Origin of the sequence: Photobacterium sp. Hal280, assembly GCF_037162255.1 — a bacterium.
Taxonomy (GTDB): domain Bacteria; phylum Pseudomonadota; class Gammaproteobacteria; order Enterobacterales; family Vibrionaceae; genus Photobacterium.
The window spans coordinates 775,522-795,036 of sequence record NZ_JARLUO010000001.1; the positions used below are offsets into that span (position 1 = coordinate 775,522).

Consider the following 19,515-nt stretch of genomic DNA (forward strand, 5'->3'; position numbering starts at 1 on the left):
CGTGATCAATGCCGCGGTCTCTTTCTTATTAAAGATACCGCGTCATTGTTAACCTCTGTATTCCTTCACTTTTTCAAGTCATTACCTATACTTAACCTCATAAAAATAATGTGTTTGGGTAACAGGTGTTGATGATATGCAAAAGCACTTTTCTCGCGCGTGTCTGGCTTTGACAGGCTTTTTCTGGCTGTCGGGATGTGGCAGCTTGTCCTCTCTGGGATTCAGCAGTGATTACAGCATGTATGACACGGCCCAGGATTTCATTGACGAAAATGAGGTGCGTGCCAACGGTGCCGTGGTTGACAAAGGGCAGTATTACCCCAAAAGCGCCTTCTCATATACTTACCGGTATTGCAGTAACAGCCCGGAACAGGCCGCAGAAGATATCGCGCAGTTTCAGAATCTGGCGAGGCAGGTGTGTGACCTCAACAATGGCCAGCTGAATCATCAGGAAACGGGCACCTGGTGCGTCGTCAACACCGACACGGCCGAGGAATACCCTTTCTTCTCTGCCAGTATCAGTGGTACGGATCAATGGGCAGATCTGTGTCTCGATGGCCCGTTCGTGACACTGAAAGTGATCGAAAATGATGGCGCGCCGGACGACGAATGGTACAACTCAGCCATCGTGCTGGGCTACCAGCCTTACTCGCCCGAACGCAGGCTGCTGGACGCGCCAGCGGCAGCAACCGCACTGATTGAACCCACCAAGGCACCGGCAGCCAATGGTGCCTGGACAGAAGAAAGCGAACACATTTACACCAGTGTCGGCGAAAATGTCTGCCTGTATGAAAGGCCGCGCAACAGCACACTGGGATACACCTATCGTGGCACGGTCCGCAATGCCACCGATGGCAAAGTCAGGGTCCTGGTGACCGAAAAATACAAAGGGGATATCCGGACCGCGCCAACCTTAGAGCGCTTAGACTGGCATGAAGAAGCTTATATCACGGCCAGTGCCAAAGCATGGTTTGTGTGCTCGTCGTGAATTGGCGGACTGCCCCGGACGGAGTCTGTCCCCTTCGCCCCTTTCGGCAGAGAATGGCATCAAGCCATTCATTGAGAAGGCACAAAAAACCCGGCGGTTGCCGGGTTTTGTTTGCAAGACAAAGAGAATCGCTAGACCACAAATTTCTTCATCGCGCTGTTGAGTTCATCTACCTGGGATTTGATGGACTGCGAGGTTTGGTTGGCATTGTCGCAATTGCCCGACACATCGTCGGCAGAAGAAGACAACTGGTGCACCAGCTCAGCAACAGACTGTGACACATTCGATTGCTGTTCAGTCGCAACTGCAATATCACTCACCTTCTGCGACACCACCTCCATATAGCGAACCGTATCTTTGAGCATTTCATTGGCGGTTGCCGTATGCTCTGTACCGACCTGAACCAGAGACTGGCTCTGTTCAATCACCTGGACTACCTGATGGGTGGACGCCTGAAGGGCTTCAACAATCGCGTTAATCTCTGTTGTCGACTCCGTGGTGCGCTGGGCCAGCAGGCGGACTTCGTCAGCAACAACCGCAAATCCGCGGCCTAGATCGCCGGCACGGGCCGCTTCTATCGCCGCATTCAACGCCAGCAGATTGGTCTGCTCCGCCACCCCCTGAATGACTTCCGTCACATGTTCGATGCGATCACTGTCGGCCCTGAGTTGCTGAACCATGTCACTGGCCTGTGCCACCAGGGTATTGAGCTCTGTCACTGTCTGCTGATTTTGATCCAGCGCCTGCTCGCCATTCACCAGCAAAGAAGCCGAGTGGGCCAGATCGTCAGAGGCTGCCTGGGTATTCTGGGCCGTTTCATGGGCCGTGGCAGACATTTCTTCGATTGCTGTCGCCACAGAGTTAATGCGTGAGGCCTGATCGTTCACTTCACCGGCCGTATCAGCATTGGTGGCGAGCAACTGATCCATGCTGGCATTCACTGCGTGCGCTTTGGTCGACACTCCGGTGACTAAACCAGACAAAGCCACAGACATCCGGTTCACCGCATCGATCAACGCGGCAATTTCATCAGAGCCTTTGTTTGCCAGCGCTTGACCAGAGAAATTACCGTGCGATATTTCTTCCGCACGTGTGACGACACGGCTTAAACGCGAACCAATGTCCCGCCCCAGCCAGGTGGCGATAAACAAAGAACATAAGCTGGCAATCACACTGGTGGCAATCAGCAACACCACCACTTTCTGCACGCTGCTGCTGATGGCCTTACCACTTTCAGCCGCAATCACCTGCTGTTCGCTCACCACGGTTTCAATGGTTTGCGCCAGCTGTTCAACCGCAAGCAGGGTTTCTGTTTCCATCAGATAATTGGCTTTATTCCAGTCCTGTGCCTGACGGTGCATGACCACGTCTGTCGCCATGGGCAAATACATATCCTGCATTTCTTTAAACAGCGACCAGAGACTTTTCTGGCTGTCGCTCAGGCTGTCCTGCTTGCGGTTAATTTCAGAGACCGCCCGGTTGTGATGCCGCAGGTACTCTTCGAACTTGTCCAGATTGTCCTGATCGGCGCTGATCAAAAATGCCCGCAATTCACCCAGGCCGTTGGATAAAGACGAATAAGCATCCGTCAGCAGCTTCATCAGGCGCTTTCGATCGTCACCAACAGGGTTACTTTCTTCTTCATTGAGCATGCCCTGCAGCTGATCTAAAGCCACTTCAGCCAACGGCGCCGCTTCCGATTGCAATAACGTATGCGCAGGCAGGTTTTCCGGCGTGTGGCTCATCGTGGCCACCGCTTTTTCACTGGCTTTCAGCGCTTCCCAGTCCGCTTTCACTAACTGAAATTGCGCTTCACTCAAATGGTTTTGTAAACGGTTAACTTCTTCATCCACTTTGGTGAACGCATCGTCAAGTTGTTGACGGTACCTTTCCTGGCGCGCGTCATCTGCCGCCAGCATATAAGCCCGCAAACTGGACAATGAAAATTCGGCATTTTGCTGAATGGAACGACTGGCATCTACAGTGGGAATATCGACATTCAGCAGTGAATCAGCATGGCTTTCCACTTTACTGATCTGAAGGTAAAGAATGATTGCTGCGGCTAAAAATAATGCAGTCAACAAGAAAAAGCTGACCCTGAGCTTCCTTGCAATGGATAAATTCATAACTGACAAGTCCGTTTACTTCGTATGTTGGACCAATATAATGATAGCGATACCAATTGTGAACACTTTGTCATCAAAGTATGAATTTTTTCAGCATTACGTGTGGTAAATGCCTCAAAAAAGCACATCTTATTAAACAAATTGAATAAATGTGTCGCTTCATAGCATGACACATCCCTTTCGCGAACCCATAAACAATAATATGCACCAAGTCCAGTATTTTGCAGCAGAAATATGACATTGGTTGATTGTTTATTCCCCTAAATCGCCACACCCCTCCAAAAAAGTGATCTACATCACGCAATCTGAACGATCTGTCAGTATAATTGCAAATAACAATAATTATCAGTTCTTATCTTTTTTGCATTCGTTTTGGGTATCCGCGTTATGACACAATTATTCAAGCCGAGTCCAAGTTCGCTTGGGCTGGTCATCAGACAAATCTGCCACAAAAATATGCTGCCGATTTCCTTATTCGCTATCGCATTACCTGCATTCGCAGATGATGCAACGCGCAGCGTACCGGATGTTGAGCCAGAGACGATGGTTGTGACTGCGTCAACATTGAAAGTAGAAGCACCACTGGCTGAAACGCCTCGTAACATGGCGATTGTTGATCAGGATAGTCTGGAAAAGAATCAATTCCAGAAGCTGGATGAAGCGCTACGCTATCAGGCTGGCGTACTCTCAGCGCCTTATGGTTCAGATACAGATACGGACTGGTTTAAAGTCCGCGGTTTCGATGCTGCAACTTACTTAGACGGTAACCGCCTATTCACGACCGGATACTATGTCTGGACACTCGAGCCATTCGGTCTTGAGCGTGTTGAAATCCTGAAAGGACCCGCCTCTGTGCTTTATGGTGAAGCGCCTCCGGGAGGGGTTGTCAATGCCATCAGCAAACGTCCGACCGACACACCTGAGGGGAACGTACAGCTGCAAACCGGTAACCGGAACCTGAAACGCATTGGTGTCGACATTTCCGACTACGCCAATGAAGAGGGCGATGTCCGTTATCGGATTGTCGGCCTGGCGAGTGAGCGGGATGGCACATTGGACGGTACTTACAATAACCGTTATTACTTCGCACCAAGCCTGACCTGGGACATGTCTGACGACACCAGCATTACTTTCCTTGCCAGCTATAAAGAGGATGAAGGGGTTCCGACAAACGGCTTTTTCCCTGCTTACGGTACATTAATCGATACCCCACAAGGTAAAATCGACCCGTCAACAAATCTGGGTGAGCCCGATTACGACATCAATCACAATAAGCAAATTTCATTGGGTTATGAGCTGAGCCATACATTTAATGACGTTTGGAGCCTGAAACAAAATGCTCGTTACGCTTATACAGACCTTCTACTGCGCAGCACTTACGCCTTTGGCAGTGAAACATCTGCCGACCTGTTCCGCGGTTTAATTTATCGTGATGGCACAACAGACACATACAGTCTGGACAATCAGGTCACTGGACATTGGTATGGCGATCGCACAGAAAACACCTTATTAGTTGGTCTTGATTTACAGTATTACAAGAACGACAGCAAAGAAAATCCATGGCCCAACACTATGGGTTCAAACATGGGAACCATCAATGCTTTCGATCCTGAGTACGGCAACTTCACTCCGGCAGATCCGAGTTTGGCAACACATGCGCTGATCACCAAAAAGCAAGCTGGTTTATATGCCAAAAACCAGTTCAAGTTTGACGGTAAATGGATCGCGACAATAGGTGCCCGCTTCGACGAAGTTGATGTGGATAACGAAAACAAGACGGCAAATACTGACGAAGATGTTTCAGACAACCACTTATCCATGAGCGGTGGTTTGATGTATTTGTCCGAATCAGGTCTGTCTCCATACGTCAGTTATGCAGAGTCTTTCGAAGTCATTGCCTCTATCGATCCACTAACCAATAAGGTTTATAAACCTTTGGAAGGTGAACAGATTGAAGCTGGTGTGAAATACACACCTGAGTTCATTGACGGCTATATTAATCTGGCCTGGTTTAATATCGATCAAAACAATGGCTTGGTTTCATCGATTGACGGCGGATCCCAGACTCAGGCCGGTAAAGTCACTTCACGCGGTGTTGAAGTGGATGCTGTCGCCAAACCAATGGAAAACGTCAGTGTCGCGTTCAATTACACCTACAACGACAGTCAGTACAAACCTTCTGAAGGTGCTGAAATGAAACGTTCTCCGCTCATTCCACGTCACATGGCTTCAGCGCAGGCTGATTACAACTTTGCCAGCATAGGCGCTGAAGACTTAACGGTTGGCGGTGGTGTCCGATACATTGGTTCTTCTGTCGGTCACACGTCAACAGGCGCAGCAATGCTGAATGTTCCGTCTTATACCGTTTGGGATATGCGTGCGCAATATAACATCAACAACCAATGGCAGGCTCAGCTGAACGTCAACAACCTGTTTGACGAAACCTATGTGTCCAGCTGTGACTACTATTGTTACTACGGTGAAGAGCGCAGTGTGATTGCCACCCTGAATTACCGCTGGTAATGCGTTCACTCGCAAAATGACCACCAGAACCCTGCTCTGTGAGCAGGGTTTTGTTTTTTCAACACCACTGGTTCACCCCTGCAATAATTAATCTATATTGATACTTTAAATATCATTATAGGAATTAATAACATGAGAAACCCCTTCGCTCAGACTCTGGCGGACACCCCGTGCGAAATTGGCGAGTCACCGATCTGGCTGGCCTCAGCGCAGACCCTGTTCTGGGTCGATACCGAAGATCACCGCATCCACCAGTATTCCCTGGAAACAAAAACCCATCGCGCCACCGAGGTCCCGGTCGCAGTCACGGCCATTGCGCCTGCTCATTCGGGCTGGCTCGCCGCCACAAAAACCGGTTTATACCGCTGCCAGGCAGATTTCACTGGCTTTGAATTTATCACCGACCCGACCGAAGGACTGGCCGGCATACGGCTGAACGATGCAGTGAACTGCCCGAATGGCGATCTCTGGTTTGGCTCCATGAATGAAACCCACCTCGAGCAAGCCGATGGCTGTCTGTACCGGTATGAGGCCAGCACCCAGACCATCAGTCAGATTGATAGCGGGTATGCCGTTGCCAATGGCATAGCGTTTAATGCCAGTCTGAAGCGCGCCTACGTCGCCAATATGTTCCGCGGACAGGTGATTGAGCTGCAAATGAATGAAGACTGGACTAGCGTACTCAGCAAACGGGTCTTGATACAGTTGCCGCAGCAGGAAGGCTTACCGGATGGGCTGACGACCGACAGGCTGGGAAATCTCTACGTGTGCCACTGGAATAAAGGCGCGATCAGCATATACAACCCGGAAGGCAAATGTATTCATCTGGAAGCCTTGCCGGTTAAACACGCGACCCGGTGTACCTTTGGCGGCGACAAGCTCGACCTGCTGTTTGTCACCACGGGCTGGTATGGCATGTCTGAGCAGGAACGCAGTGAGCAGCCACTCTCTGGCTGTACCTTTGTGATGCCCGCTCTGTTTGAAGGAAACGCCGACAATATTTTCTGTGAATCGTTTCCACATCAACCTTTTAGGCAATAGGTATACCCGCTATAATCGCCGGACAACAGGAATTACAGGATCCAGCTATGGAAAACAAAGCCAACGCCGTCAGTCGCATTGTGGAAATCATCACCCAGAGCGCCAGACAGGAACAGCCGGTTCCGCTGCCGGAGCTGATTTTTCATTCTGAGATCCCAAAACCCACTTATCACCGTCTGGTTCAGCAACTCGATGACGAACAATTTCTGACGGCCGATGAACGCGGCAACGTTTATCCCGGTGCTGAACTCAAACGCATTGCCCTCAAACTGAACAGCAATAACGAGCGGAAAGCCCAGCTTCAGGCGATATTGCACGGATTGTCGCGCCGGGTGAAAGAAACCTGTGGCATCGCCATTCCGGACGGCAATCAAATGGTGTACCACGAACGGATTCAGACCAACTGGCCGCTGCAGATTGTCTTACCCATAGGGATGAAAACCCCGGTCTGGGCAACCGCCAGCGGTAAGTTGTTTCTGAGCTCCCTGCCCAAAACGCAGCGCGAACGCATTATCGGTCAGCTGGAGATGACCAAACTGGCCAAAAATACCCAGACCGATCCAGATGCACTGGAACAGGAATTAAAGCTGATCCGCGGACGTCAGGTGAGCGTGGATAACGAAGAATTCATTGACGGCCTGGTGGCGGTGGCGATTCCGGTCAAATCCGCCGACGGCAAATTTCTGGCATCGCTGTTTTGCCACTGCCCGAAAACACGCAAAAGTCTGGATCAGTTACTGACGTATTTACCGGATCTCGAACGGACCCGGGATCAGCTGCAGGGCTATATCCGCGATCTGACCTGACACAGCCCTTTGCCGCTGACGGCTAATCGCCGTTCAGCATCATTGCCATCATCTCATCCGCGGCGTCTTGCATCAGGGGCACAAAGGTTTCCAGATCAAGCAGGGAATGGCGTACGACCGGACTGTGACAGAACAAAAACCCCAGCAGCAGGCCATCCCGCGCGATGGGCACAGAAACCGCGGCCATCCCATCAATGAACTCGCCATTATCCCGGCCATACCCCAGTTCACGGATAACAGCCAGCTCCTGCTCAAGCTGCGCTTTATCAACCAGGGTATGCTCGGTGAAGACTTCCAGCGCAATGTTATCCAGAATCACCTGACGGACATTGTCCGGCAAGGTCGCCAGATACAATTTACCCGATGCTGTCGCCGCCAGCGGCACTGAGCTGCCGACCGGCAGACTGATCTGCAAAGGCCAGTTGGTCTGAACCCGCTCAAAATACAACATTTCGATGCCGTTCGGCACAGAGACCCCGCAAGTTTCACCAATTTGTGCCGACAGCCTTTCCAGCACTGTCAGGCGCCGTGACTCAAACACCTTATTGCGCAGCACGGCCAGCGCCATTTGTCTGAATTCTGGTCCGGCAATGACTTTTCTCAGCATGTTCTCGCGCAGAATGCCAAGTTCTTTTAACTGAACCAGCAGTTTGGCCGTGGCCAGCTTGGGGAGATCCATCGCCTCAGCCAGTTCATTCTGATCGTACTGACCTTCGTGCTCGGAGATAAAGGATAAAATCCGTAAGACACGCTCAATCGTCGAGCCTTTTTCTTTTCGGGTAATGGGCTTAGTTGTGCTCATAATGATTCTTAGAGTGTTGTTTCAGTTCAGGTTATACGGTTCATTCTGGGTGATCAATATAAGGTTCGGGAAGTGGGGTGTGTTCTCTTTAAAGTCTGTCAGGTATGTCGCGCTTGAGTTCAGTGGTTTCTTCGCCATGGTGTACACGCGCCAGACACTCTTTGCTGGCCCAGAAATGCCTGTTTGTTCGTTGCTGTTGTCCGGGCCGGTTGTAGGCGCTCCCGGCACCGACAACCTAAAAATTCGTCCTGAATTTTTCCCTGGGAAGTGTGATGAAATTGGCAAACACACATTTGGACAAAACTGAGTCAGCGACTCTGCTAAATTAGCAAAAGATAAATTAACTCGAATATGGAAAATACCGATAGGCAAAAAACAAGACCTGACCAGGGCGTCCGCATGAATGGTTAAGGTTTAGCCATTGACGTAAATCCAGCCACAAGGACTTGCTCCAAAAAGGCGGGTTTCATCATGCAACGTTTCTGTTTCATCGGCACGCTAATCTTGGTTGGCTCAGCTCTGAGCATGTTCAGTGCCATGTGCCTTAACCCCGCTAGGTTTTCAGCCGCGTTTTCTCGGTAAATCTGACAAGCATCTTCTCGCATACTCACATCTAATATCCAGTGCATTGACTCAATACCCCAGTGGGCGCGGATGGCACTCCCGGCCTGCTCTGGGGTCAGTTCGGCAGTAGCGATACTCCAACTCTGGCTCTTTGCCTTTTGCCGCACGGTAGTTTTCGACCATCACGATGCTGGTCAGCCCGCTCCAAGTGGAGAAGTCCCCCTCCAGCTCACTGGCATTCAATACATGGCAAGTACGCGCTTAAACCCGCCCCTTTTGCTTCTCATTTTGACACGTGGTCTTCTCTATTGGGGCGCGGCGGTGTGGGGCGAAAGCGGTCTGTACGGCTGCCGCTAACTTGCTCTGGTTGCCCTTAACCGCCAATAAGTAATCTCCGTCCTTGCTGGTGATTGCTTTTGCAATCTTGGTCTGACAGGCCATCGCATCAATTGTCACGAGAGCGCCTCGCAAGTCGAGCATTTTAATCAGCGCCGGTATTGCGGTGATTTCATTGCTCTTGTTGTCGGTTTTGAGTTGACCCAATACCAGTTGGTTGGCGCTGGCGTAGGCACTCACCATATGGATGGTGCTTTGCCTGTCGTCTCTGTCATAGGAGCCGCGCAAGGTCTTGCCATCAATGGCAACCACTTCACCGCAGGTCAATTTGTGCACCGCTTTCATCCAGGCAAGAAAGCAGTCACGAAACTCAGCGGGATCTATACTCGCAAGCAAACGAGCAAAGGTACCATCAACGGGGACCCCATTTTCAAACAGGTTCTGTTTAAGAAACCACTCATGGTGGCCAAGGACGTATTCGCGAAAATCGGTTCAGCCTTGGCCTCCGGCTATCACGGCGCAGATTGAGCCAAACAAAATATCAAACAGAGGATAGTCCACTTTTGCGCTTTGTCGTTCGTCACGGATGATGCTGAAATGTTCTTTGATGGTATCGATATTCATGGCCACTCCTCAAAAGAGGAGCATAAGATCACAATTGGTTCGTCTGGTCAATTTTCACCTAGCATTGAGCGAAAAATGTTCATGATCTTGCCCTGATAACTGTCCCCCCTTGATATTGAGCGTATTGCAGTGATGAAGCACTTGATAGGATAAATAGTAACGGAGTGCCTGAAGGATCAATATGTCAGGGTATTGCTTGCCGGAAAAATCGGGTGCCATGCCGTGGATGCTCCCTGGAAAAGTTGGAACATCATCAACACGTCACCCCATCCCGTCAACTTTGCGATAGAACCCTAATTTATGGCTAGTGTTCGTCGAGTAATCTATTTCAATCGTTTCTTGACGAAAGCATTGTCAACCAGAGTGAGACCAATCCGCTTGTAATAGTCCATTGCTCCCGGTGCTGAAAGCAATACTAAGGACACTTCGTCTCCAGTTGCCTTTCTGACTTGAGAGATAAGCTCTGTCCCAATTCCTTGTCGTTGATAAGCTCTGTCTACGGCAAGATCTGACAGATAGCAGCAATAACAGTAGTCGGTAAGTGCACGACATACACCAATCAGTTTATCTTCATGCCAGGCTGAGACAATCAGGTTCGCACCTTCGAGCATAGATGTTATCCGTGGGATGTCATCACTGGGCCGGTTAATGCCGGAGGCTTTAAATACTCTTGCAACTTCCTGCGGATCCAATGGGTGATTTCGGCGGTACTCAATCATTGAGCTTTAACTCCTGAGGCTGAATGTAATTGCTTTGTCTGAATCTTTCTACATAAATACAGACCTATTATGGGAAGGGCTATATAGGTTGTGCTGATGATCAGGACGCTGTTATCGGACATCACTGACACTAAAGCATTCACCACGAAGGCTAGCGCCATCTGCGAGCAGGAGTAGACCGCGCCTGCCGCGCCACGTTTGTCAGTAAATGGGGTCATTGATATTGCAGACGCACAGATCACTATGAAGGTGTAGCTGAAGAATACGCCTGAAACACTAATAAGGAACGTCGTAGTAGACAGGTATCCTGACTCTGTTAAAACTAGCAATGAAAAGCCGCTTACGATGAGGATAATCAATCCAGTAGCGATGACAATGTGCATACCGTAGCTATTGATGAGCTTAGGCAAGATAGAGCGACTTACGAGTAAACCGGCCCCAACAAACGCGGACATCCACCCATAGTCGGTCGGGGACATCCCGAATAGTTCTTGCAGAATAAAGGAGCTAGAACTCGTATACATCACGAAGCAGGCCATTCCAATGCCCGAAAGTACTGTTGCCAGAAGTAAGACATCGTTTCTAAGCACTGAGCGATAGTTCGCGAAGCATTCATGCAACTTTATGGATTGGTCCTTGTATCTGTTCGTTTCCGGACATAGCAGAGCGTAGATTACAAGTATGCAAAAGAGCATAGCAGCCATCACCAAGAAGTTGGTTTGCCATCCGTACCATGATTGAATGGCACTGCCGATCACAGGCCCAAAGACAATAGACAGTCCCGTGAACATGGTTATGTAGGAACTGGTAATGGCATAGCGCTCGCCTTGGACGATATCAGACAGTACAACACGAGACAGTGCGAGGCTCACGCCACTACCCACACCTTGAATAAAGCGGGAAATCAGGAATGGCTCGATATCAGAGAGCGTGGTTGCCCACAAATTGCCGGCTATGGCAGTGGAAATTCCGATCATGATGACCGGCTTCCGCCCATATTTATCACTTAATGGTCCGTATACAAGGGCACTGCATCCAACGCCAAGTAGAAAAATTGATATTGAGGACTGCATCAGCTTCTGGGTGGAGCCCATGAACGTTGTCATTTCCGGCAATGAAGAAAGATGAATATCCGTACCCATCAAGCCGATAAAAAGCAGTAGCGTTAGAATGGCCACCACCTTAAGCTCTTCACGAGATAGTGGGACATGTTTTTTCTGAGGCATATTTATCCTTGTTTGTTGCTCAGGTTTCGAGTGCATACCTGCCAAAACCTGCCATGCCGTACTGGCAGGTATGCTACACCTATGTGGCCGGTATTACTGACCTGTAAAAGAGAGTTTTACAGTACAGCCGATATGCTCTTTAAAGGACTCGAGCAGTTCACTTGTCTTTTCCCCATGGAAAAATTGGTGGCTCAGTATCAAACCAGCCCGGCAATCCCTGTGCGACCTGGTCATTTCCCACGCAGCCCAAGTCACCATGAAGCTGGTGAGCTTAGCCATACCGGTCAGGTTAGATTCTTCGTCCCAGGTTGATACAAGGCTGACTTTTACTTCGCCTCCAGAAGCGAGCTCTCCAGTCACTTCGACAAAGCTGATGTCAGGCCTATTGCGTTTGAGATTACCGTTTTGCATCAGGATAGAATGGGTAAGGTCATTCGGCACTAGGTCACCGGCAAGCGTGGGGGCATCTTCCAGTAAACCCAGCGCTATAAGCGTCCGCATACATTCGAAAAATCCGGGCCACCTTGCCGTCTGTTGCTTAATATTCGGAATATCCTTGATGTAGGGGAAGAAAGAAGATATGGAGACAGCCCATCGTGAAACACTTCAAGCATACCGACGCCATCTACAAAACTTCTTTCACACATATCGAATCGATTGCAGTAACTCAGGCTTCCATTTAACTTGAATAACGCCCTTCGATTTAATGATGGCAACCTGTCCCCGAAGAGAAGGTCATAATTTAGCGGAGGCGTCGGATTAAGCGGCACGCCACCACAAACTGAACGGAGACATGTTAGCGATTTGGAGCCTTGTTGCCAGGCTACATATTGCATAAGTATTTCGACGAGACCCGGTTCTAAACCCAGTCCGAACAATAGGGTGATATTGTTTTCAACGAGGTAACGATCCAGCGCTTCATGTTGGGCAATATCATCATAGCTAGGGCGCCCCAGACTGACGAAGACCTTATCTCCACTGAAACATGAATGGTTCTTTGGATCGGTAACAAACTCAATTGTCTGTGGGCCACTGAGAGAAAGCAGTATTACATCAACCTTGTTAGTATATATCCCTTGTTCGACATGCATCATTGGATAGACCTTTGAGATATTTTCTTTCAGCTTGAGCGATTTCTCCTGGTCCAAGTCATGAACAAATAGCTCGTCAAATCCGAGCTTACCAATGTAATAAGCCAGAGAAAAACCCAGATTTCCGCATCCGACTAAACCTAAACGCTTCTTCATATCACGCCTCCATCATAACTTTCATGTTGTTCAGTTCGTGGAAGACTGGGTCAAGGTCCAGAGCAGTAACAACCTGAACTTGAATTCCCTTCGATTGATAATCCTCTGGGCCAATCTCGAAGCAGGCCAAGATCTTTGTGGCAATCTTCGGGGTGACAGGATACAGGCAATATCCCAAACATTTGTAGGCGTAATTCGTTAACGCAATCCTAGTCCTGAGATAATTCTTATCTCCAGAGTAGCGTGTGCTCTCTTCGATATAATCCCTGATTACGTCGATGATGTAGGAGATACGCTTTATAGAAGACTTGAGAGCACAATCCGTGTAGCTGTTTATGCAATGACGCATAGCTTCGTTAAGCTCCCGATAGAAGGCTACATCCTGCTTCAACCACGGGCCCGCTTCTGCCGCTCCGTCATATTGTGTCGCGAGATCACTACCCTGACTGAAAATATCTCCAACGGTATTGATAAAGTTTCGAGACGATTCATGGAACTCACCGACGGAAAACCTGCTTTCAAAAGTCTGGTTCTGAATACCAGACAAATATAGGCGGAGCAAATCGGCAGGGTATGAGTTAAGAAACTCGCTAGCCCAGATAGCATGACCAGCACTAGTCGAGAACTTTCTGCCTTCCAGTAAACAAAAGTTTGTAATGACAGATATTGGTATTTGCTTATCTGGAACTCCTAAGACTTTTAGAATATACGGTAGGAATATTGCCGTCCCACACATGTTGTCCTTTCCGCAGAAGAAGACATGACGCTCTGCTTCTGGGAAGAGTGAGATGGCGTGATAAGTTCTGAGAGCCCGCTCCATTATCACCGACAGCTTCTGGTCACCATAAATTGAAATCCCATTTCTTCTGATAGAGGTAACTGCAATGTCTGTCAGACTGTTGTTCTCAAGGTAGCCTTTGAAGCCATCAAAACTGGTCCTACCCATAGCAACATTATTGCTATAACACGTAGCAAGAAGTTCCGTTATAATTTCTCTGTCAAGGGTGAGGTAGAGGCGTTTTATTGGCCTGTGGGTCAGTTTTTCCTTTGTGACAGAGTGAAAGGGATCGATCAGCTCACATTCGTCCTGATACAGACCACAACTTTCACACTCCATTCCAATTGTGATCTCACCGCAGTTTGGGCAGCCTCCTGAAACGTAACTCTCACTTACGAAATCGCCGTATGAATCGCTATATGGGTGAAGAACTTCACGCTCATCCAGATAGGATGATGACATTAATACTTCAATAAACTTTGTTGTTGATGTATTAAATGAGCCGGATGTCAGAGTGCTGAAGTGCGTCAAGAATGCGTCATATCTCGTCTGGAACATCTCCAAGTTATTGATAATTTTCTGCTCACTTCTGGATGCAAGCTCATTGTAGGATAGCGCCTGCACTTCCGCGGATCTGTCTATATGGTTTGTGTGTCCGAAGGTTCCACAGAAAGAAAAAGTTTCAATGCCCTTTAACTCACAGCAGCGTCTGTGTATGTCTGAAATTAAATATGCCCCGGACAAGTGTCCGAGATGGAGGGGGCCATTTGGAGTAGGGAATGCAGTTTGAATCAAAAGCTTAGAGCTGTATTGTGAATCTTTGTTCGCTTCAGCCAGGACTTCCGCCCAATCTGCATACCAGTATGCTGTGAAGCATAGGTTTTCACTGCTCCGGTTCTCAATGGTATGAGGTTCAAATAGTGAAAACTCTATGTAGTCACCCGCTTCCAGGACTGCAGTAGTGTCACCGTTCCTGACTATCCCTTTTCCACTTTTTATATACCAGCACTCTTTGTCGTGGTGATTATGAATGTTTGTTTTTTCATTTGTGTGGAGAAACATATTTTTCGTATTTACCGATTTAGAACGGACATCAAACGAATATGGCAACGCTTTGGTTATCTTCATGTATTATTACTTTCTATCTTCGTAAGTATTTGAAGGTGCAGCGGCGAGCAACGCAATGCCCAGCGAGCGTTGCACCTAAGACACTATTAATTTCCAATTTTATGACGATTGGTATATCACATGGGACGCAGCATCATTTCATATAGAGCGTTCTCGTTACGCCGTACCAATTCAAAGTCATGCTCAATCTTCTCTGGTGACGTTGCCACCATATAGACATATCCCGGCCTGGCCTTTCCCTTTGTCCGGTCAGTCTTCTCAAGGTAATCTCCTTTAGATACCTTGAGATAACCACTGCTGACACTATCAATCCCTAAAAACAGGCTCAGGTCGGGTTGATTCAACACGGGCCCCTCTACAGGGGAAGATAGATATACCTTCCTGACGCATTTAGTTGTTGGAGTCTTGCTATCGATACGCTTTATGAAAGAGGCTGTATCAAGCAGTGCATCCGGGAGCAATGACATTTGGGTTAGACTATGGGTATCATGGAGCACGCCGAAATCAACGCTGCCTGACATTCTGGCCGCCACTTCGACCAGACATGGCCCTTCCTCGGAAATTCGAAGTTCAAGATGGGCGGCACCATAGCATATTCCCAGTGCATCAAGGGTATGGGATGTATATTCAGCTATCACTTGGTAGTCTTCAGAGGCCGGGGTTACCAGGTCTGCATGGCTGTCATTGGAAGGAGCATCATCGTTATAACGGGTTTCTATCCAGGCGTCACAGACATAGTGATTCCCGTTGGAAGACACTGTATTAACCAAGTACTGCTTTCCGGATAGATACTCTTGGACAAGTACCTTTTCGTTGATCTGGCCAAGATAGTCTTTAACACCTAAAATCCGGTCTACTGCTTCCGCAATCTGCTGTTTGGAATCGCAATAAAAGACTCTGTCAGTGTTGGAGCTCGCCTCAGGCTTCAACACGATCTTTCTGCCTAGCTCTGTATGAAAGTCATAGATTTCCTGTATATCCGATGTCAGAAGCTGTCTGGCTGACCTAATTCCGTTACGCCGTAATGTTTCATGCATGAGGTATTTGCTTCTGCGGGCACGGCTTAGTGAAGCCACATTACGAGGCGTATTGAAAATATCACTCAGCTTATCTGCAAATTCCACGCATGGTTCGCTGCCAGCTATCACAGCTTTGACCCGGTACTGCCGCATGTCCTCAATAAAATCACTGGCATCGTTTTCTGACGGCAGAATATAGTTTGCAAAATAATCATTCGGCTTAAAGGTTGGTTTAAGGAAAGGGTGTTCTATATTGTCCTCCGTGCAGACATGAACACAGTTGTATCCCAACCCATTGAAAAGAGGGGCCAGATGGTTGCCACTGGAGATGCCACCAACAATGATGATTACTTCTTTTTTAAACAGATAACTCATAACTAGCTCCTTTGTGACACATAACTGTTCGGCTTACATCACTGATCTGGTGACTTTTTGTCATTTCTCTGGATTCAATGGCTGCCCATTCAACGAATGGATCGTCTAGAAGGGCGCTTTTTTGCTGGTTGAGCATACTGTCTATGACAATCTGACTTCTCCAGGCTGTAAGACTCAGATTCGGATCAGCCAAGCCGCGCTGGTTTTTGGCGGAGTTTTGGACAAAAATTTTCCTGTCGGACGGACCATCCCAAATTGCGGAATAGTCTTTGTTGAGTCGGATTTCAGTACCTTCATATTCAACTCTGTGTGCAATAGGGTGCAAAAATGGTTGCGGGGCTGAACGAAATCCTGTCGCCCAGATGATGGTGTCCGCATCCAAAAACTCAGTCTTTTCTTCAAAAATATGTTTGATGTTCACCCCCCAGACATGCGCTTTCTTGTCGATAGAAAATACATCGCGGTTTGGCATCAAATTTATTTTCACAGGTGAACGCTCTATGTAGCGCATGGTATAGATACGCTGGTAAATATCTCGTACTGTGTGGCCTGAAATACCATCGCTGGCCAATACATTTCGCTTAAGGAAGTCTTGTCGGAATGCTGACTCTTGTTTATAGAAATATTCAGAATGGGTCGGAGTGAACAGATCATTGGTAAAAGGGGAGTCGTCTATTGGGAAAAAGTTTTCCCGGCGAGATAACCAGGTTACTTCTTCAGGCGCATCACTGCCTGTACGGTTTAGCAAGTCCAGTATAGCTTCAGCCCCTGACTGTCCTCCTCCAACTACCACCACTTTTTTTCCACTAAAATCACGTTCCTGCCGGGCGAATTCATGAATGTGAAAGTGTGACTCACTATCAATGTGCTCTTTGGCAAACTGGGGTACATGGGGGGTTATCCCTGCACCAATTACAATATTTTTACCGAAAACACGTCTTTTTGAGGTGTCTACCACGAAATAATTGCCGTCAAAATCCACATTTTCTACTCGTTCACCGAAGCAAATATTTTTGTTGCTTGTTGCTGCCCACTTAAGGTAATCCGCAAACTCAAGACGAGAAATCTGGTCGAAGCCCGAGTTTAAATACTGGAACAGCCTGCCATGTTGGTGCAGGTAGGATACGAAGGAGAATTTATTTGTGGGGGATGCGAGTGTAACCAGATCCTTAAACATAGAGACTTGCAGCTTTGTATTCGGCAGCATCATTCCATCGTGCCAGGTAAAGCCAGGCTTCATATCGAAGAATACATTGCTGACATCATGTTTATCATATAGCAATGAAGCGATACTGAGGTTGGATGGCCCGCAGCCAATCCCTACACATTCATAGTGATTCTGTTTATGAGACAACAAAACAGATCTCCTTGTTAACTAACGTGAATACAACAGTTTACGTGTCTGTAAACTTCTCATAACTTAGGCGGGGCTTTTATACCAAGTAACATTTCCGTAATAAATTATTTTTTCACTCTGTTTCACAGCAAAAAGTTTTATATGCGATGTCGTTCACATATTGATTATGTTGCAGAGTTGACGGGATGTGGTGACATGTTGATGATGTTCTGACTTTTCCAGGGAGTATCCACGGCATGGCTCTCGATTTTTCCGGCAAGTAATACACTGATCCTTCAGGCTGTCTGTCCACTTCCCCTATGCTGAGACAGTCTAAACTGGAGATTTCTGCCACATAACAGCAGGAGATCACCATGAAGAAGTCACGGTTCACCGAAACACAGATAGTCGCGATTCTCAAAGAAGCGGATGCTGGCCTGAAGGTCGATGATATTTGCCGCCAGCACGGGATTAGCAGCGCCACCTACTATAACTGGAAAGCCAAATATGGCGGGTTGGACGCCTCTGAGCTCAAGCGAATCAAAGAGCTTGAAGCAGAAAATACCAAGCTCAAAAAGATGTTCGCAGACGTCAGTTTAGAAAACCAGGCCATGAAGGAGCTGTTCGAAAAAAGGGTTGGTAGCCAGCAGCAGGCGCGATTGTGCATGTATGTTGGTGGCTGCAGGTCTTAGTGTCACCCGTGCGTGCCGACTCACGCTTTTGGGACGGGCCAGCTACTACAGAAGTCCCAAGGATTGGCGCATTGCCGACAGCGATGTCATCGATGCCCTGAACGCGGTGCTTGAGAAGTCACCCAATGCAGGATTCTGGAAATGCTTCAGGCGAATGCGACGAAAGGGAAAAGGGTTCAATCATAAGCGCGTATACCGAGTTTACTGCCGGATGGGATTAAACCTAAAAAGGCGACAAAAACGCGTATTACCGGCTCGCATCGCTACGCCATTAGATGTGGTGAATCAATCGAACTATCAATGGGCACTCGATTTTATGCATGACAGCTTATATTGTGGCAAGCGTTTTCGGACACTGAACATTCTTGATGAATCGACCCGAGAATGTCTGGTGATAGAAGTGGATACGAGTTTGCCCGCAGGACGCGTGGTGCGCGCCTTAGAGCATTTGAAACAAGAGCGAGGTCTGCCAAAACAGCTTCGAATGGATAATGGGCCAGAGCTGATATCGTCCCAGTTAACCGACTGGTGTGAGGTTCATAACATCGAGCTGGTTTATATCCAGCCAGGAAAACCTCAGCAAAATGGGTTTGTAGAACGCTTCAACGGGTCATTTCGCCGCGAGTTCTTGAATGCCTATTTGTTCGAGTCACTTGAGCAGGTTCGGGATATGGCTTGGGTATGGATGTGCGATTACAACGAAGAGCGAACACACGAGAGCTTAGGCAATATTCCTCCGGCTGAATACCGGAGGCAACTGGAAACCTCTAGTTTTGAATTGTCTCAGCATAGGGGAAGTGGACAGTTGCTCAGCGCCATTAAAGTAAACCTGTTCGATACTTGGACACTCAGGATGCATCAATAGCTTGATAACTCCATTTACATGGTCGTTATCGATGTGAGTGACAATTAGTGAGTCAATCTTATCAACCTGTCCAACAATCTGTTCTTTCCAGCTATCGAAAGATTGTGCAGTACCACCATCAACTAAGATGAATTCAGACTCCGTTTCAATGGAAACACAGTCCCCGTTATCAGCTTTATGCATTCGTATTTTGAGCATGATTTCGTACTATAACCTAGAGAAACTAATGGTATACTATCAGTTTTATACTGTAACCACATGATGTTTATAGACTTAATCCAAAAATAACTGCTATCTGTGTGACTTCGGTAATCTTGATG

14 protein-coding genes and 2 pseudogenes are annotated in these 19,515 nt (G+C 48.1%); 5 read left to right on the plus strand and 11 right to left on the minus strand.

All coding sequences use genetic code 11. The annotated features are described in order from the left end of the window. The first annotated feature begins 136 nt into the window (after positions 1-136). Entirely contained in the window at positions 137-988 is an 852-nt protein-coding gene (locus tag P4S53_RS03835; RefSeq protein WP_337111460.1) for a hypothetical protein, read from the plus strand. A 131-nt stretch (positions 989-1,119) separates the two neighbouring features. On the opposite strand, the gene P4S53_RS03840 is transcribed toward P4S53_RS03835, so the two are convergent. After that, on the minus strand, positions 1,120-3,114 hold the full coding sequence (locus P4S53_RS03840; protein ID WP_337111461.1) for a methyl-accepting chemotaxis protein: 1,995 nt from the start codon (positions 3,112-3,114) through the stop codon (positions 1,120-1,122). A gap of 387 nt (positions 3,115-3,501) precedes the next feature. On the opposite strand from P4S53_RS03840, the gene P4S53_RS03845 reads away from it, so the two are divergent. The 3 genes from P4S53_RS03845 to P4S53_RS03855 all read left to right on the plus strand — a co-directional run bounded on the left by P4S53_RS03845 (position 3,502) and on the right by P4S53_RS03855 (position 7,484). Continuing rightward, on the plus strand, positions 3,502-5,637 hold the full coding sequence (locus tag P4S53_RS03845; protein WP_337111462.1) for a TonB-dependent siderophore receptor: 2,136 nt from the start codon (positions 3,502-3,504) through the stop codon (positions 5,635-5,637). A gap of 132 nt (positions 5,638-5,769) precedes the next feature. Next, the gene (locus P4S53_RS03850; protein WP_337111463.1) at positions 5,770-6,678 is read left to right on the plus strand and encodes an SMP-30/gluconolactonase/LRE family protein; all 909 of its coding nucleotides are present in this window, start codon (positions 5,770-5,772) and stop codon (positions 6,676-6,678) included. 47 nt (positions 6,679-6,725) lie between these two features. Further along, the gene (locus P4S53_RS03855; protein WP_337111464.1) at positions 6,726-7,484 is read left to right on the plus strand and encodes an IclR family transcriptional regulator; all 759 of its coding nucleotides are present in this window, start codon (positions 6,726-6,728) and stop codon (positions 7,482-7,484) included. A gap of 22 nt (positions 7,485-7,506) precedes the next feature. Here P4S53_RS03855 and P4S53_RS03860 read toward each other — a convergent pair whose 3' ends face one another. From P4S53_RS03860 to P4S53_RS03900, 9 genes and pseudogenes are all read right to left on the minus strand, one after another. Then, positions 7,507-8,286 (minus strand): IclR family transcriptional regulator, encoded by a 780-nt coding sequence (locus tag P4S53_RS03860; RefSeq protein WP_337111465.1) that lies wholly within the window; start codon positions 8,284-8,286, stop codon positions 7,507-7,509. A gap of 407 nt (positions 8,287-8,693) precedes the next feature. Beyond that, a pseudogene (locus P4S53_RS03865) lies at positions 8,694-9,810 on the minus strand (ISAs1 family transposase). A gap of 323 nt (positions 9,811-10,133) precedes the next feature. Next, positions 10,134-10,529 carry a GNAT family N-acetyltransferase gene (locus tag P4S53_RS03870; RefSeq protein ID WP_337111466.1) on the minus strand — a complete coding sequence of 132 codons (396 nt, stop codon included), beginning with the start codon at positions 10,527-10,529 and terminating at the stop codon, positions 10,134-10,136. Continuing rightward, entirely contained in the window at positions 10,526-11,755 is a 1,230-nt protein-coding gene (locus tag P4S53_RS03875) for a multidrug effflux MFS transporter (RefSeq protein WP_337111467.1), read from the minus strand. Before P4S53_RS03875 ends, P4S53_RS03870 begins: the two co-directional genes overlap by 4 nt. 93 nt (positions 11,756-11,848) lie before the next feature. After that, positions 11,849-12,256: a hypothetical protein gene (locus tag P4S53_RS03880; RefSeq protein ID WP_337111468.1), complete on the minus strand. Its 408-nt coding sequence runs from the start codon at positions 12,254-12,256 to the stop codon at positions 11,849-11,851. After that, on the minus strand, positions 12,241-13,002 hold the full coding sequence (locus P4S53_RS03885) for a hypothetical protein (protein ID WP_337111469.1): 762 nt from the start codon (positions 13,000-13,002) through the stop codon (positions 12,241-12,243). Before P4S53_RS03885 ends, P4S53_RS03880 begins: the two co-directional genes overlap by 16 nt. Before the next feature lies 1 nt (position 13,003). Beyond that, positions 13,004-14,908 carry a class I tRNA ligase family protein gene (locus tag P4S53_RS03890; protein WP_337111470.1) on the minus strand — a complete coding sequence of 635 codons (1,905 nt, stop codon included), beginning with the start codon at positions 14,906-14,908 and terminating at the stop codon, positions 13,004-13,006. 116 nt (positions 14,909-15,024) lie between these two features. Continuing rightward, the gene (locus P4S53_RS03895; protein ID WP_337111471.1) at positions 15,025-16,302 is read right to left on the minus strand and encodes an ATP-grasp domain-containing protein; all 1,278 of its coding nucleotides are present in this window, start codon (positions 16,300-16,302) and stop codon (positions 15,025-15,027) included. After that, positions 16,286-17,659: a lysine N(6)-hydroxylase/L-ornithine N(5)-oxygenase family protein gene (locus tag P4S53_RS03900; protein ID WP_337111472.1), complete on the minus strand. Its 1,374-nt coding sequence runs from the start codon at positions 17,657-17,659 to the stop codon at positions 16,286-16,288. The genes P4S53_RS03895 and P4S53_RS03900 overlap by 17 nt, the downstream gene beginning before the upstream one ends. A 353-nt stretch (positions 17,660-18,012) precedes the next feature. Between P4S53_RS03900 and P4S53_RS03905 the strand changes: the two are divergent. Further along, a pseudogene (locus P4S53_RS03905) lies at positions 18,013-19,099 on the plus strand (IS3 family transposase); the annotation flags it as partial. Here the strand turns inward: P4S53_RS03905 and P4S53_RS22570 are convergent. Continuing rightward, entirely contained in the window at positions 19,052-19,393 is a 342-nt protein-coding gene (locus P4S53_RS22570; protein WP_442958620.1) for an MBL fold metallo-hydrolase, read from the minus strand. The pseudogene P4S53_RS03905 and the gene P4S53_RS22570 overlap by 48 nt on opposite strands. Between the last annotated feature and the right edge of the window lie 122 nt (positions 19,394-19,515).